Origin of the sequence: Pseudomonas sp. L13 (assembly GCF_009935965.1) — a bacterium.
Classification (GTDB): domain Bacteria; phylum Pseudomonadota; class Gammaproteobacteria; order Pseudomonadales; family Pseudomonadaceae; genus Aquipseudomonas; species Aquipseudomonas lactis.
In genome coordinates this window covers 1-21,781 of sequence record NZ_QODJ01000079.1, presented here as the reverse complement: position 1 = coordinate 21,781, position 21,781 = coordinate 1, and the positions used below count along the sequence as shown (strand labels likewise).

The following is a 21,781-nucleotide window of genomic DNA, read 5'->3' as shown; positions in this document are numbered from 1 at the left end:
GGTACCATTGTTTGAAAAGCGGGTTGACAGTGGGGGCGAGTCCATACATAGGAGCGAGCTTGCTCGCGAAAAACTCACAGGCGCCGCGTTCATACAGCAAGCGCGCGTTATCGTTGATATTTTTCGCGAGCAAGCTCGCTCCTACAGATGATTTTCAGTGTGTTCAGGATCTAACTGCCCGCCAGGCAACTGGGGGTGGCGGCCACCAACGCGTCAATGGCACACCGCGTCTTGGCCGGCATATGCGCCGCCGTCGGCCAGATCACATGGATTGGCGCAGGTTGCTCACGGTAGCTGGGCAGCACGGCTTGCAACTGCCCGCGCAGCGCGTAGTGGGCAATCAACCAACTCGGCAGCCAGGCCAGGCCCACGCCCGCGATGGCGGCATCGGCCACGGCCTGGAGGTCGTCCACGATCAAAGGCGAAGCCAGGCGCGAACGCTGCGCGGTGTTGCTGCGGTAGGCAATGCCACGATGAACGGCCAGGTCTTCGATACTTTCAAGGGCGCCCTTGCGCTGCAAATACGCCGGTGACGCCGCCAGCCCCATGACCTGCTGACCCAGGCGCCTTGCACTCAGGCGGTCGGTGTCGGGCAACGGGCCGATGCGCACAGCGATATCGAAGCCTTCCTGCACCAAGTCGATCATGCGGTCGGAAAAACAAAGGTCGATTTCCAGTTCCGGATAGCTGTCCATCAGGGCCCACAACGCTGGCGCGGCATAGTGATGACCAAATGCCAAGGGCACGCTCACTCGCAAACGCCCACGGGGTTGCTGGCGGCCGCTTTCCAACACCGACTCGGCCGCCTCCAATTCTGCCAATGCACGCAGGCAATGCTCGTAGTACGCCTGCCCGTCCTCGGTCAACCGCTGGCGCCGGGTGGAACGCTGTAACAGGCAAGTGCCCAAGCGTGCCTCCAGGCGCGCCAGGCCCTTGCCCACCGCCGAGCGGGTGAGGTTCAAGCGTTCGGCGGCTTCGGTGAGGTTGCCGCTTTCGACAACCTGCAAAAAGAGCTCGACGCCATCAAAACGTGGAGTAGCCATGGTTAATTGTCGCCCTGTATTCCCTTATTTATGGAAAAGTTGTCGCCAATAAAGAACCTCATTCCCGAGATAATAGCCCCTCCCGCTCTCGAAAGGAATGTCGTATGCCCCGCGCCGCCGCACTCTCGGCCCTCACTCGCCCGCGTACCGCCAGGAACGGCATGGCCCTCACCGCCGTCTGCCTGGTGGCCCTGATGTTCGGCCTGGAAATCTCCAGCGTGCCGGTCATCCTGCCGACGCTGGAACAGGAACTGGGCACGGGTTTTCAAGACGCCCAATGGATCATGAACGCCTACACCCTGGCCTGCACCAGCGTGCTGATGGCGGCGGGCACCTTGGCGGATCGCTTTGGTCGTCGGCGTGTATTGGTGGTGTGCCTATGGCTGTTCGGGCTAGCTTCGTTGGCCTGTGGGCTGGCCGACAGCGCCGCCACGCTGATCGTGGCGCGGTTTGTTCAAGGTATCGGCGCCGGGGCAATGATGATTTGCCAGTTCGCGATCTTGTCCCACCAATTCCGCGAACCCGCGGCGCGTGCGCGGGCCTTCGCGATATGGGGCGTGATCGCTGGCGTGGGCCTGGGTTTCGGGCCGATGGTGGGGGCCTTGATCCTGGCCGTGGCGGACTGGCGCTGGGTGTTCCTGGTGCACGTACCGCTGACCCTGTTCACCTTAGCGTTGTTGCACATCAGCGTGCAGGAATCCCGCGACCCGGCCAGCCATCGCCTCGACATCGCCGGCATGCTGACCATGACACTCACGGTGTTTGCGCTGGTCTATTTCATCACCCAGGGCAGCGAAATCGGCTTTGGCACCCCGGCGATGCTCGGCTGGGCCGGCCTTTCAGTCTTCGGGCTGCTGCTGTTTATCCTGATTGAGCGGCGCAGTGCCCACCCGATGTTCGACTTCTCGGTGTTGCGCATCCAGCGTTTCAATGGCGCGTTGATGGGCTCGATCGGCATGAACTTCAGCTTCTGGCCGTTCATGATCTACCTGCCGTTGTACTTCCAGGCGGGGCTGGGTTACGACACGCTGACCACCGGCGCCGCCCTGCTCGCCTACACCTTGCCCACTTTGCTGGTGCCGCCGCTGGCCGAACGCCTGGGCCTGCGTTTTGGCGCCGAACGCATTATTCCCCTGGGCCTGGGCACGATGGGCGTGGGATTCGTGGCAATGGCCATCGTCAATGTTGCCGAACAACCAAGCATCGCGCTGGTGCTGCTCAGTTGCGTGATCGCGGGCATAGGACTGGGGCTGACGAACTCCCCCACCACCAACACCACCACCGGTTCAGTCTCGGCTGACCGCGCCGGCATGGCCTCGGGCATCGACTTCAGCGCACGGCTGATCACCCTGGCGCTCAATATCGCGCTGATGGGCCTGGTGCTGTTGTTGGGGATCAGCCATCACTTGGCCCAGGTGCTGCCTGCCAGCACGGCGCTGGAGTGGGCAAGCCTCAGCCAGCACATTGCCGCAGGCAAATTGGATGCGCCGGGGCTGACCGTTCTGGATGCGCAAACAGCGCTACGCAGCGGCGCCAGCTGGGCCATGCTGTTTGCGGGCTTGGGCGCTAGCGGGTTGGCGCTGTTGAGCTGGCATTTCTTCCGGCGCGTGCGCTGAACGAAAAACGGGCCTGCATGTGCAGGCCCGTTTTCAGTGGGGGAATGAAAAAACAATCAGCCGTTAATGGCAGCGTTTTCGTTTTCCAGGAATTCCTCTTCCAACGCGTCTTCGTTCACTTTGTTGATTGGCTGGTTTTTACCGGCAGCGCGCGGCTTGCCTTGCAGTTTGCCAAACAGATGTTCCAGTGCGTGGTCGAGCTTGACTGCGGCGCCATCGATCGCTTGCTCCAGCGTATCGGCTTTATGGCACACGGAAACTGGTTGATGGCCCTTTGGCCGTGCTTCCAGACGGCAACTCAAATCGTGAGGGCCTGGCTTGTCGCCGTTCTCGTCTCGCAGGTAGACCTCTACACGGGTCAAGTCTTCTTCGTAGCGTTCGAGCGTGCTCTCAATGGTAGTACGTACCCACTCCTCCAGTCGGATGCTGCTTTCAATATGGTTATCGCTATTGACTTGGATTTGCATAGTTCTTCCCTTATTTCAGCTAGCTCGCCAGAGGTCACAAACTGCAACACCGGGGTGGTGAAACCATGACCTCTTGATTACACAATTGAGCACCTGCTGAAACAATTCAAGTCCTTTGCAAAGATAAATCCTACATTACAAATTAACCCTGACGACGAGCAAAAACGCTGTTAGGGTGGGGAGTTAGTTACATCTTCTTACGCCCTGCGAAACTCACAATTGCCCCTCTCCCAACGGGTGCAAGCCGCGAAAAATCCCCGCTTCCTCTACCAGCCAGTCGTGCACCGCACGCACGCCCGGATGGTTCAACGCCCCCGGCGCATACAGCAGCACATAGCGTTTATGGTTGGGCACCGCCAGGCCGAACGGCACGATCAAGGTGCCGCGCTCCAACTCATCGTTCAGCAAGGTGCGCCGGGCAATCGCCACGCCCATGCCGGCGATGGCGGCTTCGATGGTCAGGTGGTTGCGGTTGAAGGTGTGCCCGCGCCGTACGTCGGCACCGTGGTGGCCGATGGCATTGAGGTAAAACTCCCATTCGGCATACTCATAACTCCCACGCCAGGCGGTGATGTCGTGCAGCAGCGGGAAATGGGCCAGGTCTGCCGGGCCATGCAAGGGCGGGCGGCCACGCAGCAGGCTGGGGGCGCACACCGGGAATATCTGCTCGTCCAACAGGGCTGTGGATAACAACCCTGGGTAGCTGCCGTCGTTCAGGTCGATGGCCAGGTCGAAGTCGCCCTCATGCAGGGCGATGCTGCTGTCTTCGGCGACCATGCGCAGTTGGATGTCCGGAAAACGCTGCTGAAAGCGCGGTAGACGCGGGGTCAGCCACTTGCCCAGAAACGAGGGGATCGAACGCAGGCGCAAGGTGCCGCTGATCATCCCGGCGTCCAGGCGCTGCAATTCGGCATCAATGCTGCCGTAGGCCTCCCCCACCACGGCCGCCAGGCGCTGGCCCTCGGCGCTGAGCTCTACCCCCCGCGCACGCCGATGAAACAGCCGAAAACCCAGGCGTTCCTCTAACTGGCGAATTTGCTGGCTCACCGCCCCCGGCGTGATGTGCAGTTCTTCGGCGCAGCGGGTGAACGACAGATGCCGTGCAGCGCAGGAAAACACATGCAACCAGACATAGGTCTGGCCGTGGAGGGGGCGAGTCATAGCGTTTAGTCCTGCTAAAGGGTGTCTTAGGATAATTCGTTGGTCAGTGCCGAGCCAGAGGCTCAGTATCGCGCCAATTCCGCCTGCTCTACAAAACATGGCAGCGATTTCTACTCCATTGCTTGTAAGGCTTTAGCATGGCTATCAGTGTTTTCGATCTATTCAAGGTGGGCATCGGCCCTTCCAGCTCCCACACCGTCGGCCCGATGCGCGCTGCCGCGACATTCGCCCAAGCCCTGACCGACCAGCATGTGCTCAGCCAAACCCGTCGCGTCGAAGTGCGCCTGTATGGCTCGCTGTCCGCTACCGGTGTCGGCCATGCCACCGACCGCGCCTGTGTCATCGGCTTGATGGGCGAATGGCCAGACCGCGTCGACCCCACCTCGATCAACGGGCGTATCCAGCAATTGCGCGAGTCCGGCCGGCTGTTGCTGGCCGGCCAACAGGAGATTGCCTTCAACTGGCACACCGACCTGTTGCTGCTGGACGAAAGCCTGCCCTACCACCCCAACGCCATGTCCCTGCATGCCTATGGCGACAGCGGCCTGCTGAGCGAACAAACCTATTACTCGGTGGGCGGTGGTTTCATCATCGAAGCCGCCGAAGCCGCATCAGGCGTTGCGCCGTCCAGCGATGTGCAATTGCCTTATGACTTCTCCAGCGCCGTAGAACTGCTGGCCTTGTGCAACAAGCACGGCCTGCGGGTATCCGAGCTGATGATGGCCAATGAACGGGCGTGGCGCAGCGACGAAGAGATCCGCAGCGGCCTGCTGCATATCTGGTCGGTGATGCGCGAATGCGTGGAACAGGGCCTGCGCGATGAAGGCATCCTACCGGGCGGCCTCGATGTGCCCCGTCGCGCCGCGAAATTGCACCGCAGCCTGCTGGAAATCGGCAAGCCCAACGTGATCACCTCAACCTTGTCGGCCATGGAGTGGGTGAACCTGTTCGCCCTCGCCGTCAACGAAGAAAACGCCGCCGGCGGGCGCATGGTCACCGCGCCGACCAATGGCGCGGCCGGCATCATTCCCGCCGTGCTGCACTACTACATGAAGTTCAACGCCGACGCGTCTGACGACGATGTGGTCAATTTCTTCCTCGCCGCCGCCGCCGTCGGCATCCTCTGCAAGAAAAACGCCTCCATCTCCGGGGCCGAAGTCGGCTGCCAGGGCGAAGTCGGCTCGGCCTGCGCCATGGCCGCTGCCGGCTTGGCCGATATTCTCGGCGCCACCCCGGAGCAACTGGAAAACGCCGCCGAAATCGGCCTGGAACACAACCTCGGCCTGACCTGCGACCCGGTCGGTGGCCTGGTGCAGGTGCCGTGCATCGAGCGCAATGCCATTGCGGCGGTCAAGGCGATCAACGCCACGCAGATGGCCCTGCGCGGCGACGGCAAACACTTCATCTCCCTCGACCGGGTGATCCGCACCATGCGCGATACCGGCGCCGATATGCATGACAAATACAAAGAAACTTCACGGGGCGGCCTGGCGGTCAGCTGGGTGGAGTGCTGATCGGAGCACTTTTACCCGCCCCAACGTGAGCCCGCGCAAAAATAATAACGAGGCAATACCGATGACTGATGTACGTACACCCGCTGCCGAAAATCCCGATGTCAGAGAAAGCACAGTAACCACCGGCTGGACCAAACACGACACCACTTGGATGCTCGGCCTCTATGGCACCGCCATCGGCGCGGGCACCCTGTTCCTGCCGATCAATGCCGGCGTCGGCGGTTTCTGGCCGCTGATCGTGCTGGCGCTGCTGGCCTTTCCGATGACCTTCTTCGCCCACCGTGGGCTGACGCGCTTTGTGTTGTCAGGCAAATCCGGCGACATCACCGAGGTGGTCGAGGAACACTTTGGTGTCGGCGCCGGCAAGCTGATCACCCTGCTGTACTTCTTTGCGATCTTCCCGATCCTGCTGGTGTACAGCGTGGCATTGACCAACACCCTGGGCAGTTTCATGGAGCACCAATTGCACATGGCGCCGCCGCCCCGGGCGATTCTGTCGCTGGTGCTGATCCTCGGCCTGATGGCTATTGTACGTTGCGGCCAGGGCGTGATCGTCAAGGCCATGAGCGTGCTGGTGTACCCCTTCGTGGCCGCCTTGCTGCTGCTGGCGTTCAGCCTGATCCCCAACTGGAACGGCGCGTTCTTCGCCTCGGCCAGCGAGGGCATGCCGCTGCCGCTGTTCTTCAAGACGTTGTGGCTGGCGATCCCGGTGATGGTGTTCTCGTTCAACCATTCGCCGATCATCTCCGCCTTCGCCGTGGACCAGAAACGCGTCTACGGCGCCCAGGCCGAGCGCAACAGCAGCGGCATCCTCGCCACCGCCCACGGCATGATGGTGCTGACGGTGATGTTCTTCTGCTTCAGCTGCGTGCTGGCGCTGTCACCGGCTGACCTGGCCGCCGCCAAGGCACAGAACATCTCGATCCTGTCGTACCTGGCCAACCACTTCCAGACGCCGGTGATCGCCTACGCCGCACCGTTGATCGCGCTGGTGGCGATCACCAAATCCTTCCTGGGCCACTACATCGGCGCGAGTGAAGGTTTCCAGGGCCTGATCGTCAAATCCCTGCGCGGGCGCAATCGTTCGATGTCGGCGAAATGGCTGGAACGCTGCACCGCGTTGTTCATGGTGCTGACCTGCTGGGCAGTGGCCACCTTCAACCCAAGCATCCTGGGCATGATCGAAACCATGGGCGGGCCGATCATCGCGTGCCTGCTGTTCCTGATGCCGATGTACGCGATCCGCCGAGTGCCATCTTTGCGCCGGTATTCAGGCCAGGTGTCGAATGTATTTGTGGTGGTCATCGGGCTGATTGCGCTGTCTGCGATCGTTTTTTCCGTGATGCCCTGAATTAGCTCACTGATCTCAAAAACAGCCCAAAATAATGTGGGAGCGGGCTTGCTCGCGAATGCGGTGTATCAGCCAACAAATACTTGGCTGAAGGACCGCATTCGCGAGCAAGCCCGCTCCCACATTTGGATATCTGTGCCGGGTAAATCGCTGTACGGCACGCCCCTTGCTGTAGAGCTTTTGAGGAAAACGGAATTTGGCCAGTGGTCAGGCAATGCGAACTAATCCCGACACTGGCCGTCAATGACTGCATGTTCTTATCAGGCGGTAACGCACCATGGACAACCCTTTTCAGATCATCACCGACACCTTCAGCCCACAGTACCGCGTCAATCTGAGCATCCAACGGCTGGACGGCAGCATCATGCTCACCCTCTCGGACGAGACCGGCGTAGTGGCCAAGCGCATGATCAGCGCCGAACAACGCAACGACCCGCAACGCCTCAAGCGTCTGGTGCAAAGCATCCAGTTCGGCATCGCCATCGAACAGGGCCACAGCGCCGTGCAAATCCTGGAGCTGATGACGGACGGCGACAGCCACAAACTCCTGCAGCGCCCGCCCGCCCGTACCCTGCCCTTCAGCGTCGGGCTTTAAAGCTCGCCCTTCTCGGTCTCCAGGCTCGCTTCGCCCTTGCGACGCGGGCCTTCTACCTTTACCGAAGGGAAGGCCGACGAGGCGTAGCGCACCACCAGGATCGCGAACGCCAACAGCAAAATGCCGCCGCACAGGTAGATGATGCCCAAGTCCGGCGGGTTGTGGTGCGACACGTTGGAGATCAGCAAACGCGTGAGCGCGGTGATCGCCACGTAGATCAGGAAGCGCACCGGCATGTGGTTGGTCTTGAAGTAAATCCCGACCATGGCACCCAATTCCAGGTAGATGAACAGCAGCAAGATGTCATCGATCTTGATGTGCCCGTTCTCCAGCATCCCCAGAAATTCCATCACCGCCGCCCAGGCGGTCACCGCACCAATGGCGAACAGCGCCAGGTAATGGAACGACTCGACAAACAGATTACCCAGCGACTCGGCCAGCCCATGGACTTGCTGACGCAGCCTTTCGGCCCAATTGATTTTCACGATGATGCTTCCTTAGGTCGGCTCGACCGGATAATGCGGGGTGGACGTGACGGTTGTTCTGCATGCAGAAAAAAGGCCATAGGCAGGGTATTGAGATGGTGGCGGGCTGATATTAGGCACTTAATCGGCCGGATGGAGTGAAAGCTTCGACTCGATGACCGCTTTCATCTCCCTCATGACTTCGTCATGAGGGATGCCTGGGCTAGGATCATCCAATGCGCCTTCCACTCTGGCTCGGAACCATTGTTCGTATGACCAGGGGTCCTCAATGCCTTCAGGAACTTCAAAACTTTCATTTTTCATATGAACGCCTGCTGTGTGGCGAGGGAGCTTGCTCCCGCTGGGGTGCGAAGCGCCCCCAAGAGCCCATCACTATGATTTTTCTGGAAGCACACCTCTGCCTGGATGGGGGCTGCTGCGCAGCCCAACGCGAGCAAGCTCGCTCGCCACAACAAGCTCACTCGGCAAAGGTGTGGCGGGGCTCAAACAGGGGCGACGTGTTCCAGCGCTCTTTCAACTAACAAGCCACCCAGCTCCACCAGTTGGTGAATAGCCAACGCCAAGCTTCGCTGAGAACCTTCAAGATCAAAGGCCAGCGTGTTGGCCAGCTCACGGGCGCTGACCAAGGTTTCGCTGGCATTGGCCAGCAACGTTTCCGTGTCGTGGTTGAGCGTGACATTGAAAAGCGTGACAGGCGGCTCTGGATTCAGATGGTCGGTAATGAGTGAGGTATTTTTTTTCATGGCGCGACTCCAAAAATAAAAAGTAAGTTCTCCTTCCTTTAATCGAGCCGCCAAGCTCGGCCATGCGAATGCAGGACCCGTGAAAGGTAAGTCACCGTAGGATTACTCAGCAACCTCAGCGTGCTGTGCGAAATTTCCGGTTCAGCCCCCCATTTCCCAACTACATTAAAAACCTACTATCCAAACCCCAACGTTTGGCTTATCCTTTTCGCTGTATATAAATACAGTAGTCGCAAAAGACAACTATCGTGAAGGCATGTGAGGTGGTGAATGGCCGTCGAAGTGGTATACCGCAGCAGCCGAGATCTGGAGCGTTTGTTCATGGATAAAGCCGAAGCTGACCGTCATGACAAGATGCTTGAACTCGCTGAGTTGCTGGCAGAGGTGTTGCAAAAAGCCGTGCCGTCGTTGAGCGAGCAGCAGGTGGAAGAAGCCGGGATCTACATGGCGAAGAACCGCGATGTCTTTGCCAAGGCGTTCAAGAGCCAACCGGACGCATTGTCCGAGTTGCTGAACCCGGCGGCGGAGTAAAGCCCGAATTGAACAGGCCCTGAATCATCGATTCAGGGCCTTTTTAATGCCTGGCCTATTTGTACAGCAGGCGTTCGGCCAGCTCATCGGCTACCCGTGCGGGGGAGCGTTTTTCGGCTTGGGCGTGGGCGAAGATTTCGGTCAGGCGCGTGCCAATGTTCGACAGGTGCGCGGTGATGCCTGGCAGGTCGGTGCCGGCGTGTTTGAGGGCGACGTAGATCAGCCCGCCAGAGTTGATCACGTAGTCTGGCGCGTAGAGGATGCCGCGGCCTTCCAATTGGTCGGCGATGTCCAGGTTGGTCAGTTGTGCGCTGGCCGAGCCCGCCACTGCGGCGCAACGTAGCTGACCGACGCTGTTACGGTTGAACACGGCGCCGACGCCGCAGGGCGCAAGAATGTCGCACGGGGTGCTGAGCAAGGCGTCGTTGGCAATCGGGTGGGCGCCCAGTTGCTGCATGGCCAGTTGCACCTTGCCGTGGTCGATGTCGCTGACCAGCAGCTCGGCACCGGCGGCATGCAGTTGCTCGGCCAGAGCATAACCGACGTTGCCCAGGCCCTGCACCGCGACGCGCAGGCCCTCGAGGTTGTCGCTGCCCAGGCGCGCCATGGCGGTGGTGCGGATACCGGCGAACACCCCCATGGCAGCATGGGGCGCGGGGTCGCCGGCGGCCGTGGTGCTGGTGACAAAGCGGGTGTTCTGGGCGATGCAGTCCATGTCGGCGACCGAGGTGCCGCTGTCGATCGAGGTGATGAAGCGGCCGTCGAGTTTTTCCACACAACGGCCAAATGCCTCGAACAGCGCCGCACGGCTTTCCACGTGCACGGGGCGAATGATCACCGCCGTGCCGCCGCCCACCGGCAGCCCGGCCAGTGCCGCTTTGTAGCTCATGCCTTGCGCCAGGCGCGCGGCATCGGCCACGGCCGTTTCGTCGTTAGGGTAAGCCAGATAACGACAGCCACCCAACGCTGGGCCCAGGCGACTGTTGTGGATGGCGATGATCGCCTTCAAGCCGGTCACCGGATCAACGCTCAGGTGCAGCGATTCAAGGCGGGTGCTGTGCATGAGCGCAAACATCAATGAGCTCCCGAATCACTTCTGGTAGTGGGCCAAGTATAGGCTCGCGGCAGAAAACTGCTGGATTGCGCTGGAATAAGCCACGCGTTTTCGTGGGATCTACGACATAAGCGCGTGGGATATCTCTCAAGATGCTGGACGAAAATTCGCAGCAAGGCTAAAACGGGGGCATACGCCGGAGAACTCGATGAATCCCCGCACAGCCTTTTTCGCCTGCCTGGACCGTTCACCCCCCGCGCTGTTTGAAGCCGCGTTGTGGATTGCTGCCGAGCATGACGCCAGCGTGCAGCCGGCGCTGATCCTGCACGACCTTGGCGCGCTGCAACAACAGGTCAGCCTGGGCATGCCCCTGCTTCCAGCGGATGAGCTCGGCCAGCCGCTGCTGCGGCGCATGAATGACCTGGGGTTTGCCCAGGATGACCATACGCCATTGCGCCCCGCCGCCGCGCTGTTGGACAAGGTGCTGCAACGCAAACGCGGGCAACCCTTGGCCATGGGCCTGATCGCCCTGGAGATGGCACGGCGCCTGGATATCCCCATGGTCGGCGTGAACTTCCCCGGGCATTTCCTGCTACGGGTACCGGGTGCCGATCACCTGCTGGACCCTTGCGGCGGCCGGCGCCTGTACCCTAACGACTGTCGCGAGTTGCTGGCGCGCCAATACGGGGAGAAGCTGAAATTGCAGGCCGGCCACCTACTGACTGCCGAGCCACGGGCGATCCTGCAACGGCTCTCGCGCAACCTGCGCCAACTCTACCTTGCCAACGACGAACCGTTGGCCGCCCTGGTGGACGCCGAGCGCGTACTGGAACTGGGCAACGCCAGCGCCTCCGACTACCTGGCGCGCGCCAGCCTGTATCAACGTCTGGATTGCCCGAGCGCCGAGCGCTTCGACCTGGAACACGCCCTGCTGCTCAGCGACGACCCGATCCAGCGTCTGCGCCTGACCGAGCGGCTCGGGCACCTGCCACCCAACGCAGTAGTGCACTGACCCAACCCCCAACTGTAGGAGCGAGCTTGCTCGCGAAGAACGCAAGGGCACCGCGTTAAACCAGGATGGCCGCGTTATCGTTGACGTGCTTCGCGAGCAAGCTCGCTCCTACAAGCTCCCGGCGCCCGCACTTGAATAATCAACAACGCCGCAATCACCGCCGGAATCGCGCAGAAGAAGAAAATCTGCTCGACCGGTATATGCATCGCCAACAACAGGCTGCCAAACAGCGGCCCCAGAATCGACCCGAATCGCCCCACGCCCAACGCCCAGCCCGTGCCGGTGGCGCGCACGTGCGCCGGGTAGAAGTTGCTCGCGAAGGCGTTGAGGGTCAGTTGCCCACCGATGATGCAGAACCCGGCAGCGAACACGCAGGCCACCAGGTAGCGTGGGTTGTCGTGGTTCAAGCCCAGCAGGATGGTGCACAGCGCTGCCGCCGCCAGCACCCCGGACAGCAACCGCACTTTGCTTTTCAGACGGTCGGCAAACCAGGCCATGAGGATGGCACCCAAGGTGCCGGCGAACAGGAACATGGAGGTGACCAGGTTGGCTTCGTTCAACGCCAGGCCGCTTTCGAGCAATAGCGACGGCAACCAACTGATCATGAAATACAGCAGGATCAGGCTGACAAAAAAGGTCGCCCAGATCAGCAGTGTCGGGCGCGCGTAGCCGTTGCGAAACAGCTCTACCACCGTCAGTTTGCTGCCTTGCTCCTTCAGGTTTTCCGCTTCGGTCGCGGGCGGTGGCTGCCAGTGGGGCAGCATCCGCGCCGTGACTTTGCGCAAACGCAGATAGGGCGGCGCATCGCGCAACAGGCGCGGCAAGGATTCGGGCAACAGCCATACCAGAAACGGGAACAGCAGCAACGGCGTCACACCACCCGCCAGGAACACCGCCTGCCAGCCAAAACTGTCGATAAACCCGGCCGCCACAAAGCCACCCGCCGCGCCGCCGAACGAAAAGCCACAGGCGGCCAGGGTCACCATCAAGGTGCGTAGGCGTGGCGGCGAATACTCAGACATCAACGCCATGGCACTGGGCATCGCCCCGCCCATGCCAATGCCGCAGATAAACCGCGCCGCCATCAACGTGGTCAGGGAATTGGCGAACACCATCAATACCGTGAGGCTGGCATAGATCAGCACGCATGCCAGCAGGATACGTCGCACGCCAAACCGATCCGCCAGCGGTGTCACCAGCAACGAGCCCAGGGTGAGGCCTAGCAGGTTGGCACTGAACACGGGGCCAAACGCGGATTTTTCCAGGCCCCAGTCCTGGGCCAGCGCCGGCACTACATAGCCCAGCACCTGGGCGTCATAGCCATCGGTGACCAGTAGCAGTGCCAGCAACAGGAGAATCAACCATTGGTAGCGCGACACCGGACGGGCGTCGAGTGCCGCGCGAAAGCTGGCAATCTGATTGTGCATCGCAAGGTACCTTTATTTTTTATTAGATTGGCACGATCAAATGTGGGGGGCTTACCCCAATGCCAGTCAGTTAAGCGCGAACTCCCTGTGGGAGCGGGCTTGCCCGCGAAGGCGGTGTGTCAGTCACCGCATCTGCCACTGCACTAACGCTTTCGCAGGCAAGCCAGCTCCCACATTTGATCTTCATGGCTGTGAGCATTGCGTTCGCTTAACTGAACGGCATTGGGGCTTCCCCCCTCCCACAGGGGTCCTAGGGTGTGTCAGGCTGACTGGCGGGGTGGGCCTGCACGAAGGCCGGATGTTGGGCCGCCAATGCCGCTACCCGCCCAATGCGTGGGTATGCCGCCAAGGGCACCTTGAAGCGCTCGGCCGCATACAACTGCGGGATCAGAAACGCATCGGCCAAGCCCGGCTGCTCGCCAAAGCAAAACCCGGTGTCGCCAATCAACTGCTCCACAGCGCCCAGGCCCTGGCTGATCCAGTGCCCGATCCACTCCAGCAATTGCGCCTCATCGTGCCCCCACTTGCGCAGCAAGTTCTGGGTGCTGGAGTTATGCAACGGGTGGATATCACAGGCGATGATCGACGCCACCGCCCGCTCATGAGCGCGCGCTACCAGGTCTTTGGAGAGCAACGGCACCTGGGGATAACGCTCCTCCAGGTACTCAATGATCGCCTGTGACTGGATCAGCAACGCCCCTTCATCAGTACGCAATGCCGGCACCCGCCCTTGGGGGTTGATCGCCAGGTATTCAGGCTGGCGGTTGGCGCCGCCTGCCGGCACCAGCAGGTTGACCGGCAGCGCGGTGAAATCCAGGCCTTTGAGGGCCAGGGCAATACGTACTCGATACGACGCGGTAGAACGGTAGTAGGTATAGAGTTCCATGGCCCTGCCCTCTCAGCGCGCCGCGACCACGGTACCGCGGCATTCGCCGAAGCCGATGGAGGCAAAGCCCTCGCGGCTGCAACGGGCACGCAGGATGATTTCGTCGCCATCCTCGAGGAATTTACGCACCTCGCCGGAAGCCAGCTCAATCGGCTTTTTACCGCCTTCGGTAATCTCCAACAGGCTGCCGAACTGCCCAGGCTGCGGGCCAGACAAGGTGCCTGAACCAAACAGGTCGCCGGCCTGCAACTGGCAACCGTTGACGCTATGGTGCGCAACCATTTGTGCCACGGTCCAGTACATATGCTCGGTGTTGCTCAGGGTCAGGCGATGGGCGGGCAGGTTTTGCTCACGCATCGAGGCCGTGGTGAGCAGCACTTCCAATTCGATATCAAAAGCGCCCGCGTTCTGATCACGCTTGTCCAGCAGGTAGGCCAGCGGTTGCGGATCACCCTCGGGGCGCGGCGGTTGCGCCTTGCGGAAAGGTTCCAGGGCTTCGGCGGTGACCACCCACGGCGAGATGCTGGTGATAAAGCTTTTCGACAAGAACGGCCCCAGCGGCTGGTATTCCCAGGCCTGGATATCCCGCGCCGACCAGTCGTTGAGCAGGCAGAAACCAGCGATATGCTCGGCGGCATCGCCAATGGCAATCGCATCGCCCATGGCATTGCCCTGGCCGATCCAGATGCCCAGTTCCAACTCATAGTCCAGGCGCGCGCAGGGGCCAAAGGTCGGCTCGGTCTGGCCGGCCGGGAGGGTCTGGCCTTTAGGGCGTCGCACCTCGGTACCCGAGGGTCGAATGGTCGAGGCACGGCCGTGGTAGCCAATGGGCACGTACTTGTAGTTCGGCAACAAGGGGTTATCGGGGCGGAACAATTTGCCGACGTTTTGTGCGTGCTCAATGCCGACGTAGAAGTCGGTGTAGTCATTGATCTTGGCCGGCAGGTGCATCTGGCAATCGACGGCGCGGTGTAGCACTTGCGCCTCGCGGTTTTGCAGCTCGCTGCCTTCGGCCAGCAGTTCCAGCAGGCGCTCGCGCAGGGCGACGCGTGGGCCGCGACCGAGTTCGAAAAAGGCGTTCAGTTGCCCCCCCGCCGTGGCTTCGACAGCGCGCCGGGCTTCGCCGTCAAATTCGTCCAGCGCGGCGTGCAAGTCGAGAATCGCATCGCCAATCGCCACGCCACTGCGCGGTGCCGAGCCATTGATACTGAACACGCCCAAGGGCAAGTTCTGCAGGGGGAAATCCGCGTGGCCATTGGCCGAGGATACCCAGCTGCGGGTCTGCGTTGGTTGAGTCATGGGTTATCTCCGGTTCGGGTTGAAGGTGGCGGGCAGCGCGGCCCAGCACGCGTCATAAGCAGGTTGCAGTTGCGGGCACTCCAGGGCGAACTGGGTCGGGCGCAGCACTTGGCTGGTCTCGAACATGAACGCCATGGTGTTATCGATCTTGTGCGGCGCCAGGTCGGCGTTGATGGCCTTGGTGCAGGTCTCGCCATCCGGGCCGTGGGCGCTCATGCAGCTGTGCAGCGATGCACCACCCGGCAGGAAGCCTTCGGCCTTGGCGTCGTAGGCGCCCTGGATCAGGCCCATGTATTCGTTCATCAGGTTGCGGTGGAACCAGGGCGGACGGAAGGTGTTCTCGGCCACCATCCAGCGTGGCGGGAAGATCACGAAGTCGAGGTTGGCCAGGCCGTGCACGCTGGTAGGTGAGGTCAGGACCGTGAAGATCGACGGGTCCGGGTGATCGAAACTCACCGTGCCGATGGTGTTGAAACGGCGCAGGTCGTATTTGTACGGCACGTTATTGCCGTGCCAGGCGACCACGTTGAGCGGTGAATGGTCCAGCTCGCAGGCCCACAGTTCACCGAGGAATTTCTGTACCAACGTGGTCGGTTGCTTGAGGTCTTCGTAGCGGGCCACCGGCGTAAGGAAGTCACGCGGGTTGGCCAGGCCGTTGCTGCCGATGGGGCCCAGATCGGGCAGGCGCAGCGGGGCGCCGTGGTTCTCGGCGACGTAACCGCGTGCTTGTGCATCCAGCAGTTCGATACGGAACTTGAGGCCACGGGGCAGCACGACGATTTCCAGCGGCTCGACATCCAGCACGCCCAGTTCGGTGGCGATGCGCAAGCGGCCCTGCTCCGGCACGATCAGCAGCTCGCCGTCGGCGTTGAAGAACACGCGCTCCATGGAACGATTGGCGCGGTAGTTGTAAATGCTGATGCCCGAAGGTTTTTCCGACCCCGAGTTGGCAACCATACCGACCAGTCCATCGATAAAGTCCGTGGGTTCACTCGGAATATCCAGCGGGTTCCAGCGCAGGCGGTTGGGCGTCACCGCCCCCAAGGGCCCACCGGCCAATTGCCGCGCAAGTTTGACGAACGCCGGGTGATTGGCCGACGGCTGGATGCGGTACAGCCAGGTGCGCCGCGCTTCACTGCGTGCCATGGTGAAGGCAGTGCCGGAAAACAGTTCGGTGTAGAGCCCGTAGGGGGCTTTTTGCGGTGAGTTCTGGCCGACCGGCAGCGCGCCAGGCAAGGCTTCGCTGGCGAACTCGTTGCCGAAACCCGACAGGTATTCGAGGTCCATGGATCTTCCTCTGCAGAGAAGTTGTTTTTATCGTAATCCGGTTACGCATAACGTAATTTGATCACTGTTGACCGTCAAGCTATAAAGACGCCCATTCATCTCTCGGATTCTCGCCCTTCCATGGAAAAGCCCCGCGACACCGGTAAACAGAAAGTCCGCTCGGCGGAAGTCGGCACCGATATTCTCAAGGCCCTGGCCGAACTGTCCCCGGCCACCTCGCTGTCGCGCCTGGCCGAGCATGTGCAGATGCCGGCGAGCAAGGTCCACCGCTATTTGCAGGCGCTGATCGCTTCGGGTTTTGCCGAACAGAACAGCGCCACCAACCATTACGGCCTGGGCCGAGAGGCATTGCGAGTGGGGCTGGCGGCGCTGGGCAGCATGGATGTGTTGAAAGTCGGCGCCATGCCCCTGGCCGAGCTGCGCGATGAATTGAATGAAACCTGCTTTTTGGCAGTGTGGGGCAACCAGGGCGCAACGGTGGTGCACATCGAGCCGGCCGTGCGTGCCGTCACCGTGGTGACGCAATTGGGCTCGGTACTACCGCTGCTTAGCTCGTCCACCGGGCTGGTGTTCAGCGCGTACCTGCCGTCGCGGGAAACCGTGGAGCTGCGCGAGCGCGAGGTTCAAGCCGGCACCGCCCACGCCTTGGCGGACGATCAGGCCTATGCCAGCGTGTGCGAGCAAATCCGCAGCCGCGGCCTGCACTTCGTCCATGGGCTGCTGATGCCTGGCGTGGATGCATTATCAGCGCCGGTGTTCAATGCAGTCGGGCACGTGGCGGCGGTGATGACCGTGGTCGGCCCGACCTCACTGTTCCACGCCGATGAAGATGGCCCGGCGGCGCAGCGCTTGCTGGCGGCGACCCGGGCCGTGAGTTGGCGCATGGGCTATCAGCCCTGAATCAATCGTCGTTGCGCGACAGCGCCACAGCCACGCGATCCTCCAATGCCTTGACTTGCGCGCCGGCCACCACGTAGTTGTTGGTCAACATCGCGAACACCAGCTTGCGCCCGTGAGCGTCGGTGATGTAACCACTCAATGACGACACGCCGGCCATGGAGCCGGTCTTGGCATGCAGGTTAGTTTCCGCAGCCGTGCCGCGCAGGCGGTAACCCAGGCTGCCACCGGTCATGCGGTCGGCATTGCCAGCAACCGGCAGCGCGTTGTACCAGGCGTCGAACCACGGCTGTTTGCTTGTCGCCAGTAGCAGGTCGGTGAGGGTTTGCGACGACACCAAGTTACGCCGCGACAGGCCGGAGCCGTCCACTTGGCTCAAAGCGCTGGTGTCTAGCCCCTGGCGCTTGAGAAAGCCGGCCACCGCCACGGTGCCTGCCGCCGCCGTGCCATTGTTGGCCGTCTGGCGGCCCATGGCCTTGAGCAAGGCTTCGGACATGGCGTTGTTCGAGAGCTTGAGCAGCGGCACGATCAGCTCCTGCAACGGCGCCGATTGGTGTTCAGCCAGCACCGCTACCCCAGCAGGACTCGCCCCGCCCATCACCCGGCGCCCCAGCACCTTGATGCCCTGCTGTGCTAACGCTTGCTCAAACAGGTTGGCCACCAGTTGCGTCGGCTCCCACACGCTGATCAATTGCTGGCTCTGCCGGCCAGGCGCCACCGCGCCGCTGAGCTGCAGCAGGTTGGTGCCATGGCGACGGTTGATCCCATAGCTGTTACCCGGCCCGCTGACGGCGCGGTTATTCAGTTGCAGGTAATCGGTGGGCGGGTAGATTTCCACGCCGACCGGCGAGCCGACGCGCAACGGCGCCTTGGCGGTGACCAGCACGCTGCCGGCATCGAAATCGGTATTGGGCGCCACGGTCAACGCTGAAATCTGCGCGCCGTAGTAGGTGGTTTCATCATCATGGGACCAATCAACCCCCAGTCGCTCGGCATCGAACCAGGTGTCATCAAACACTAAATCGCCCTGCACCTGACGTACACCCTGGCTAGCCAATTGCGCGGCGAGGGCCTGGTAGTCGGCAAACTGAATGCTCGGGTCGCCCAGGCCACGCAGGTAGAGGTTGCCAGTCAGCCGGTCGCCCTGGCGTATGCCATTGCTCAGCAGTTGAGTGGCGAAGCGGTAGTGCGGCCCCAGCACATCCATGGCCGCCGCCGTGGTCAACAGCTTGAGGTTGGACGCGGGTACCAGCCGTGTGCGTGGGTTGTGCTGATATAGCGTGGTGCCTGTGCGGGCATCACGCACCATCAGCGAGACGGTGGCGCCTTGCAGCGCCGGGTCGCTCAACAGCTTATCCAGGGTGGCCGGCGTGGAGGTTGGGGAAACGCTGGCGCAGCCGCCCAGTAAAAAACTCAAGCCGACCAGCAGGGTGCTGGTGTGAAACCATTTTCCAAAGTGCATCAGTAGCGTTTTCCATAAGCATGCAATGGCGGCAACGCTAACAGCTCACTATCAATGTGGCGACCGCTTTCCTGTGGGAGCTGGCTTGCCTGCGATGCAGACAACTCGGTGTATTAGGCAAACCCAGTCGATGCCATCGCAGGCAAGCCAGCTCCCACATATGAATGCCAGCAACCCGGAATCAGAAGGTCAACGTGCTTGAGACTGACACCTGCCGCGCATCGCCAATGGACACAAACTGCGTATTCACCGAAGAGGTGTAATAGGTGCGGTCGAACAGGTTCTTCAGGTTGAGCTGGAACTTGACCTTCTGGCCTTCAAGCTTTGTGTCATAGCTGGCGAATACATCGGCCACGGTATAGCTCGGCAGTTCAAAACTGTTGGCCGCGTCCCCGGCGCGCTCGCCCACATAGCGTGCACCGGCGCCGACCCGCAGTTGATCGCCACCCAAAATAGTGCCGAAGTCATACACCGCCGACAGCGAGCCGGTATTTTTCGCCACGTTCTGCAGGCGCTTGCCTTTGAGCGTCGGGTCGTCGGTGACCTCGGCATCGGTGTAGGCATAGCTGCCGATCAGGCTCCACTTGTCGGTCAACTGGCCGCTGGCATCCAGCTCCAGGCCACGGGAACGCACCTTGCCCGCCACGCTGTAGACCGAAGTCAGGCCCTCGCCCACCTGTACGAGTACGTTGCGTTTGTCGATGTTGAACAACGCCGCACTGGCGGTGATACGCCCCGGCAGGTCGAACTTGGTGCCCAGTTCCCACGCCTTGGATTCTTCAGGGTCGAGACTGCCATCCAACACGGTTTTGTTGGCCAGCGGCGCGATGGTGGAGTTGGGTTTGAACGACTCGGTGTAGCTGCCGTAGAACGACAGTTCCTCGGTGTAGCGGTACACCAGCCCGGCCCGTGGCACCCATTTCTGGCCGTTGCCATCGGTGTTGGCGGTGAACGGTACGCCTTTGCCGGCGTATTGATCGTACATTTGATAGCGTGCACCGCCGACCAGAATCCACTGATCGTTGAGATGAATCGCATCCTGGAAGAACAGCGAGTCGCTGCGCAGCAGGTCCGTCTGGTTGCTGTCCGGCGCGCTGACGTTGGAGCCCGCCACTTCTTTGCCGTACACCGGGTTGTTGTAATCGAAGCTGCCTCGCGGTGCCTGGCGGATCAGGTCGGCGCGGTAGATCTTGCGGTACTCGTCGTCCAGGCCGAACACCAGGTCGTGTTGCATACCGGCCACCACGACGTTGCCTTCCAGGCTTGCGGTCGCGAAGCGGTCGGTGGTCAACGCGCCCTGGGTGCCATCCATGCTGCGGGTCAAGGTGCCGTTGGGGTTGACCTTGACCACGCGCACCTGGCTGGCGTCGTAGGTTTCGCGGTTCCAGCTGTAGCCGAAGTGGGCTTTCCAGTCGTCGTTCAGGTCATGGTCGACGGTCAGGCGATACAGGTCGGAGCGCCCTTCCATATTGTTGAACGGCTCATCCAGGCGGCGAGTCGCGGGGATGTTCAACGGGTGGCGGGTCTTGGGGTCGATGGCGGTGCCACGGTCAAAGGGCGAGAGAAACTCGCGGTGTTCATAGGCGACAACCACCTGGGTGGTATCGCCGTACCAGGCCAGGGACGGCGCCACCAGCGTCTCGCGGTGGGTACCGTAGTTGCGCCAGTAGTCTTCGTCTTCATGATCCACGATCAGGCGATAGGCCAAGCCGCTGTCACCGAGGGGCCCGGTGGTGTCGAGGTTACCGCCGCTGCCGTTCTTGCCGCTGCCGAAGGTTGAACCGCGCGCGGTCAGGGCCGTGGACTGCACCAGTTCGGGCTTTTTGCTGACGATATTGACCACGCCACCCGGGTCCTGGATGCCGTACAACAGCGACGACGGCCCCTTGAGCACTTCGACGCGATCAGCGGTGGCATTCAACGCCCGGCCCTGCACCACGGGCATGCCGTCCTTCATGATCGAGCCATTACGGTTGTCGCCAAAACCACGCAGCATCACCGCGTCCTGGGTGCTGCCGAGGGTGTTGGACTGGGTGATGCCACTGATATTGCCCAGGGCGTCATCCAGGTTACGCGGCTGTTGATCGCGCAATACTTGAGCGGGCACCACGTTCACAGTCTGCGGGGTTTCCAGCAGCAGGCCATGGGAGCGCATCACCGAACTGGTGGGCGGTGGCTGGTAGCTGGTGCTGGCTTGGGTGGGGTCGATGCCGCTGATCGTAGTAGCGCCCAGGTTGACCGCGCCATCGGTGGGCACCGGTTCCAGCGCCAGGGTACGGGCGTCGATCTGGCGGAAGGTGAAGCCGGAACGGCCCAGCAGACGTTGCAAGGCCTGGGGCGCGCTCATCTGCCCGCTGACTGCCGGGGCGCTGAGGCCGTAGGGCGCTTCGTCGGTGTAGATCACACTGATGCCGGTGACCCGGCTGAAATCGCTCAACGCCTGGGGCAACGGCTTGGCCGCCAGGGCAAAATTGAACTGGGCGCTGTGCTGCTCCTGCGCCTGCGCCATGGCCAGAGGCAGCAAGGCCAGCCCAGACACCGTGAATACCGAGGCTCCCAGCCACTGTTTGACCCAACCGCCCGCCGTCGATTTCATGCTGTGAAAACCCGTGTAGAAAACGCTGTTAATGCGAATTGATCGCAGTTTCATGCACTACACGAATGAGCCGACGATTTACCTCACCTCTGCTGGCAATTATTTTTTATTTATTGCGCCTGGATGCATACCTGTGGGAGCGGGCTTGCCCGCGAATGCGGAGTGTCAGTCAATCAATCTTTAACTGAACCACCGCTATCGCAGCATAGGTATCTACACCACTTTGCAGTTCGCCGCAGACACCGGTAACCACGATGCGAAGCGAGCCGCTCTTGATGTTGATCTTAGGCGCCCCGTCAAACCACGCTGGCCGGAATTCGACAGGGATTTGGGGGGTAAACCGGCAGGGATGCCG

General features: G+C 61.4%; 21 protein-coding genes. 7 read left to right on the top strand and 14 right to left on the bottom strand.

Features of this window, described 5'->3' with window-relative positions:
- Nucleotides 1-170: 170 nt before the first annotated feature.
- Nucleotides 171-1,043 (bottom strand): LysR family transcriptional regulator, encoded by an 873-nt coding sequence (locus DK871_RS25920; protein ID WP_161907150.1) that lies wholly within the window; start codon nucleotides 1,041-1,043, stop codon nucleotides 171-173.
- A gap of 104 nt (nucleotides 1,044-1,147) precedes the next feature.
- On the opposite strand from DK871_RS25920, the gene DK871_RS25915 reads away from it, so the two are divergent.
- Nucleotides 1,148-2,659, top strand: a complete 1,512-nt coding sequence (locus DK871_RS25915; RefSeq protein WP_161907149.1) for an MFS transporter — start codon at nucleotides 1,148-1,150, stop codon at nucleotides 2,657-2,659.
- Nucleotides 2,660-2,715: 56 nt separating this feature from the next.
- Here the strand turns inward: DK871_RS25915 and DK871_RS25910 are convergent, their stop codons facing one another.
- The gene (locus tag DK871_RS25910) at nucleotides 2,716-3,126 is read right to left on the bottom strand and encodes an HPF/RaiA family ribosome-associated protein (protein ID WP_003188815.1); all 411 of its coding nucleotides are present in this window, start codon (nucleotides 3,124-3,126) and stop codon (nucleotides 2,716-2,718) included.
- A 213-nt stretch (nucleotides 3,127-3,339) separates the two neighbouring features.
- A complete protein-coding gene (locus DK871_RS25905; RefSeq protein WP_161907148.1) occupies nucleotides 3,340-4,287 on the bottom strand; it encodes a LysR substrate-binding domain-containing protein in 948 nt (315 codons plus the stop codon).
- Between the two features lie 137 nt (nucleotides 4,288-4,424).
- Here DK871_RS25905 and DK871_RS25900 point away from each other — a divergent pair, with 137 nt between their 5' ends.
- The 3 genes from DK871_RS25900 to DK871_RS25890 all read left to right on the top strand — a co-directional run bounded on the left by DK871_RS25900 (nucleotide 4,425) and on the right by DK871_RS25890 (nucleotide 7,747).
- Complete coding sequence (locus tag DK871_RS25900) at nucleotides 4,425-5,801, top strand: L-serine ammonia-lyase (RefSeq protein WP_161907147.1); 1,377 nt, start codon at nucleotides 4,425-4,427, stop codon at nucleotides 5,799-5,801.
- Nucleotides 5,802-5,862: 61 nt separating this feature from the next.
- Complete coding sequence (locus DK871_RS25895; RefSeq protein WP_161907146.1) at nucleotides 5,863-7,152, top strand: serine/threonine transporter; 1,290 nt, start codon at nucleotides 5,863-5,865, stop codon at nucleotides 7,150-7,152.
- 277 nt (nucleotides 7,153-7,429) lie between these two features.
- Complete coding sequence (locus DK871_RS25890; protein WP_078466754.1) at nucleotides 7,430-7,747, top strand: DUF3509 domain-containing protein; 318 nt, start codon at nucleotides 7,430-7,432, stop codon at nucleotides 7,745-7,747.
- On the opposite strand, the gene DK871_RS25885 is transcribed toward DK871_RS25890, so the two are convergent.
- From DK871_RS25885 to DK871_RS25875, 3 genes are all read right to left on the bottom strand, one after another.
- The gene (locus DK871_RS25885; protein ID WP_161907145.1) at nucleotides 7,744-8,232 is read right to left on the bottom strand and encodes a phosphate-starvation-inducible protein PsiE; all 489 of its coding nucleotides are present in this window, start codon (nucleotides 8,230-8,232) and stop codon (nucleotides 7,744-7,746) included. The genes DK871_RS25890 and DK871_RS25885 overlap by 4 nt on opposite strands.
- Before the next feature lie 120 nt (nucleotides 8,233-8,352).
- Nucleotides 8,353-8,535: an antitoxin gene (locus tag DK871_RS25880; protein WP_161907144.1), complete on the bottom strand. Its 183-nt coding sequence runs from the start codon at nucleotides 8,533-8,535 to the stop codon at nucleotides 8,353-8,355.
- A 179-nt stretch (nucleotides 8,536-8,714) separates the two neighbouring features.
- The gene (locus tag DK871_RS25875; protein WP_044272025.1) at nucleotides 8,715-8,975 is read right to left on the bottom strand and encodes a DUF6124 family protein; all 261 of its coding nucleotides are present in this window, start codon (nucleotides 8,973-8,975) and stop codon (nucleotides 8,715-8,717) included.
- 270 nt (nucleotides 8,976-9,245) lie between these two features.
- On the opposite strand from DK871_RS25875, the gene DK871_RS25870 reads away from it, so the two are divergent.
- Nucleotides 9,246-9,506, top strand: coding sequence for a YebG family protein (locus DK871_RS25870; RefSeq protein ID WP_003188807.1), 261 nt, complete (start codon nucleotides 9,246-9,248; stop codon nucleotides 9,504-9,506).
- Between the two features lie 55 nt (nucleotides 9,507-9,561).
- Here DK871_RS25870 and DK871_RS25865 read toward each other — a convergent pair whose 3' ends face one another.
- A complete protein-coding gene (locus DK871_RS25865) occupies nucleotides 9,562-10,581 on the bottom strand; it encodes a Glu/Leu/Phe/Val dehydrogenase (RefSeq protein ID WP_161907143.1) in 1,020 nt (339 codons plus the stop codon).
- A 187-nt stretch (nucleotides 10,582-10,768) separates the two neighbouring features.
- Between DK871_RS25865 and DK871_RS25860 the strand changes: the two genes are divergently transcribed.
- Entirely contained in the window at nucleotides 10,769-11,572 is an 804-nt protein-coding gene (locus DK871_RS25860) for a SirB1 family protein (protein ID WP_161907142.1), read from the top strand.
- 74 nt (nucleotides 11,573-11,646) lie between these two features.
- Here DK871_RS25860 and DK871_RS25855 read toward each other — a convergent pair whose 3' ends face one another.
- From DK871_RS25855 to hmgA, 4 genes are all read right to left on the bottom strand, one after another.
- The gene (locus DK871_RS25855; RefSeq protein ID WP_161907141.1) at nucleotides 11,647-12,999 is read right to left on the bottom strand and encodes an aromatic acid/H+ symport family MFS transporter; all 1,353 of its coding nucleotides are present in this window, start codon (nucleotides 12,997-12,999) and stop codon (nucleotides 11,647-11,649) included.
- 250 nt (nucleotides 13,000-13,249) lie between these two features.
- Nucleotides 13,250-13,885, bottom strand: a complete 636-nt coding sequence (maiA, locus tag DK871_RS25850; RefSeq protein ID WP_032903326.1) for a maleylacetoacetate isomerase — start codon at nucleotides 13,883-13,885, stop codon at nucleotides 13,250-13,252.
- 12 nt (nucleotides 13,886-13,897) lie between these two features.
- On the bottom strand, nucleotides 13,898-15,184 hold the full coding sequence (gene fahA, locus DK871_RS25845; RefSeq protein ID WP_161907140.1) for a fumarylacetoacetase: 1,287 nt from the start codon (nucleotides 15,182-15,184) through the stop codon (nucleotides 13,898-13,900).
- Between the two features lie 3 nt (nucleotides 15,185-15,187).
- Nucleotides 15,188-16,471, bottom strand: coding sequence for a homogentisate 1,2-dioxygenase (hmgA, locus tag DK871_RS25840; protein WP_161907139.1), 1,284 nt, complete (start codon nucleotides 16,469-16,471; stop codon nucleotides 15,188-15,190).
- Between the two features lie 120 nt (nucleotides 16,472-16,591).
- On the opposite strand from hmgA, the gene DK871_RS25835 reads away from it, so the two are divergent.
- Nucleotides 16,592-17,371, top strand: coding sequence for an IclR family transcriptional regulator (locus tag DK871_RS25835; protein ID WP_161907138.1), 780 nt, complete (start codon nucleotides 16,592-16,594; stop codon nucleotides 17,369-17,371).
- Nucleotide 17,372: 1 nt separating this feature from the next.
- Here the strand turns inward: DK871_RS25835 and dacB are convergent, their stop codons facing one another.
- The 3 genes from dacB to DK871_RS28795 all read right to left on the bottom strand — a co-directional run.
- Nucleotides 17,373-18,830, bottom strand: coding sequence for a D-alanyl-D-alanine carboxypeptidase/D-alanyl-D-alanine-endopeptidase (gene dacB, locus DK871_RS25830; RefSeq protein WP_161907137.1), 1,458 nt, complete (start codon nucleotides 18,828-18,830; stop codon nucleotides 17,373-17,375).
- 181 nt (nucleotides 18,831-19,011) lie between these two features.
- A complete protein-coding gene (locus tag DK871_RS25825; protein WP_161907136.1) occupies nucleotides 19,012-21,426 on the bottom strand; it encodes a TonB-dependent receptor in 2,415 nt (804 codons plus the stop codon).
- A 169-nt stretch (nucleotides 21,427-21,595) separates the two neighbouring features.
- Nucleotides 21,596-21,781, bottom strand: a 186-nt coding sequence (locus DK871_RS28795) for a hypothetical protein (protein WP_218581544.1), incomplete at its 5' end; no start/stop codon positions are given.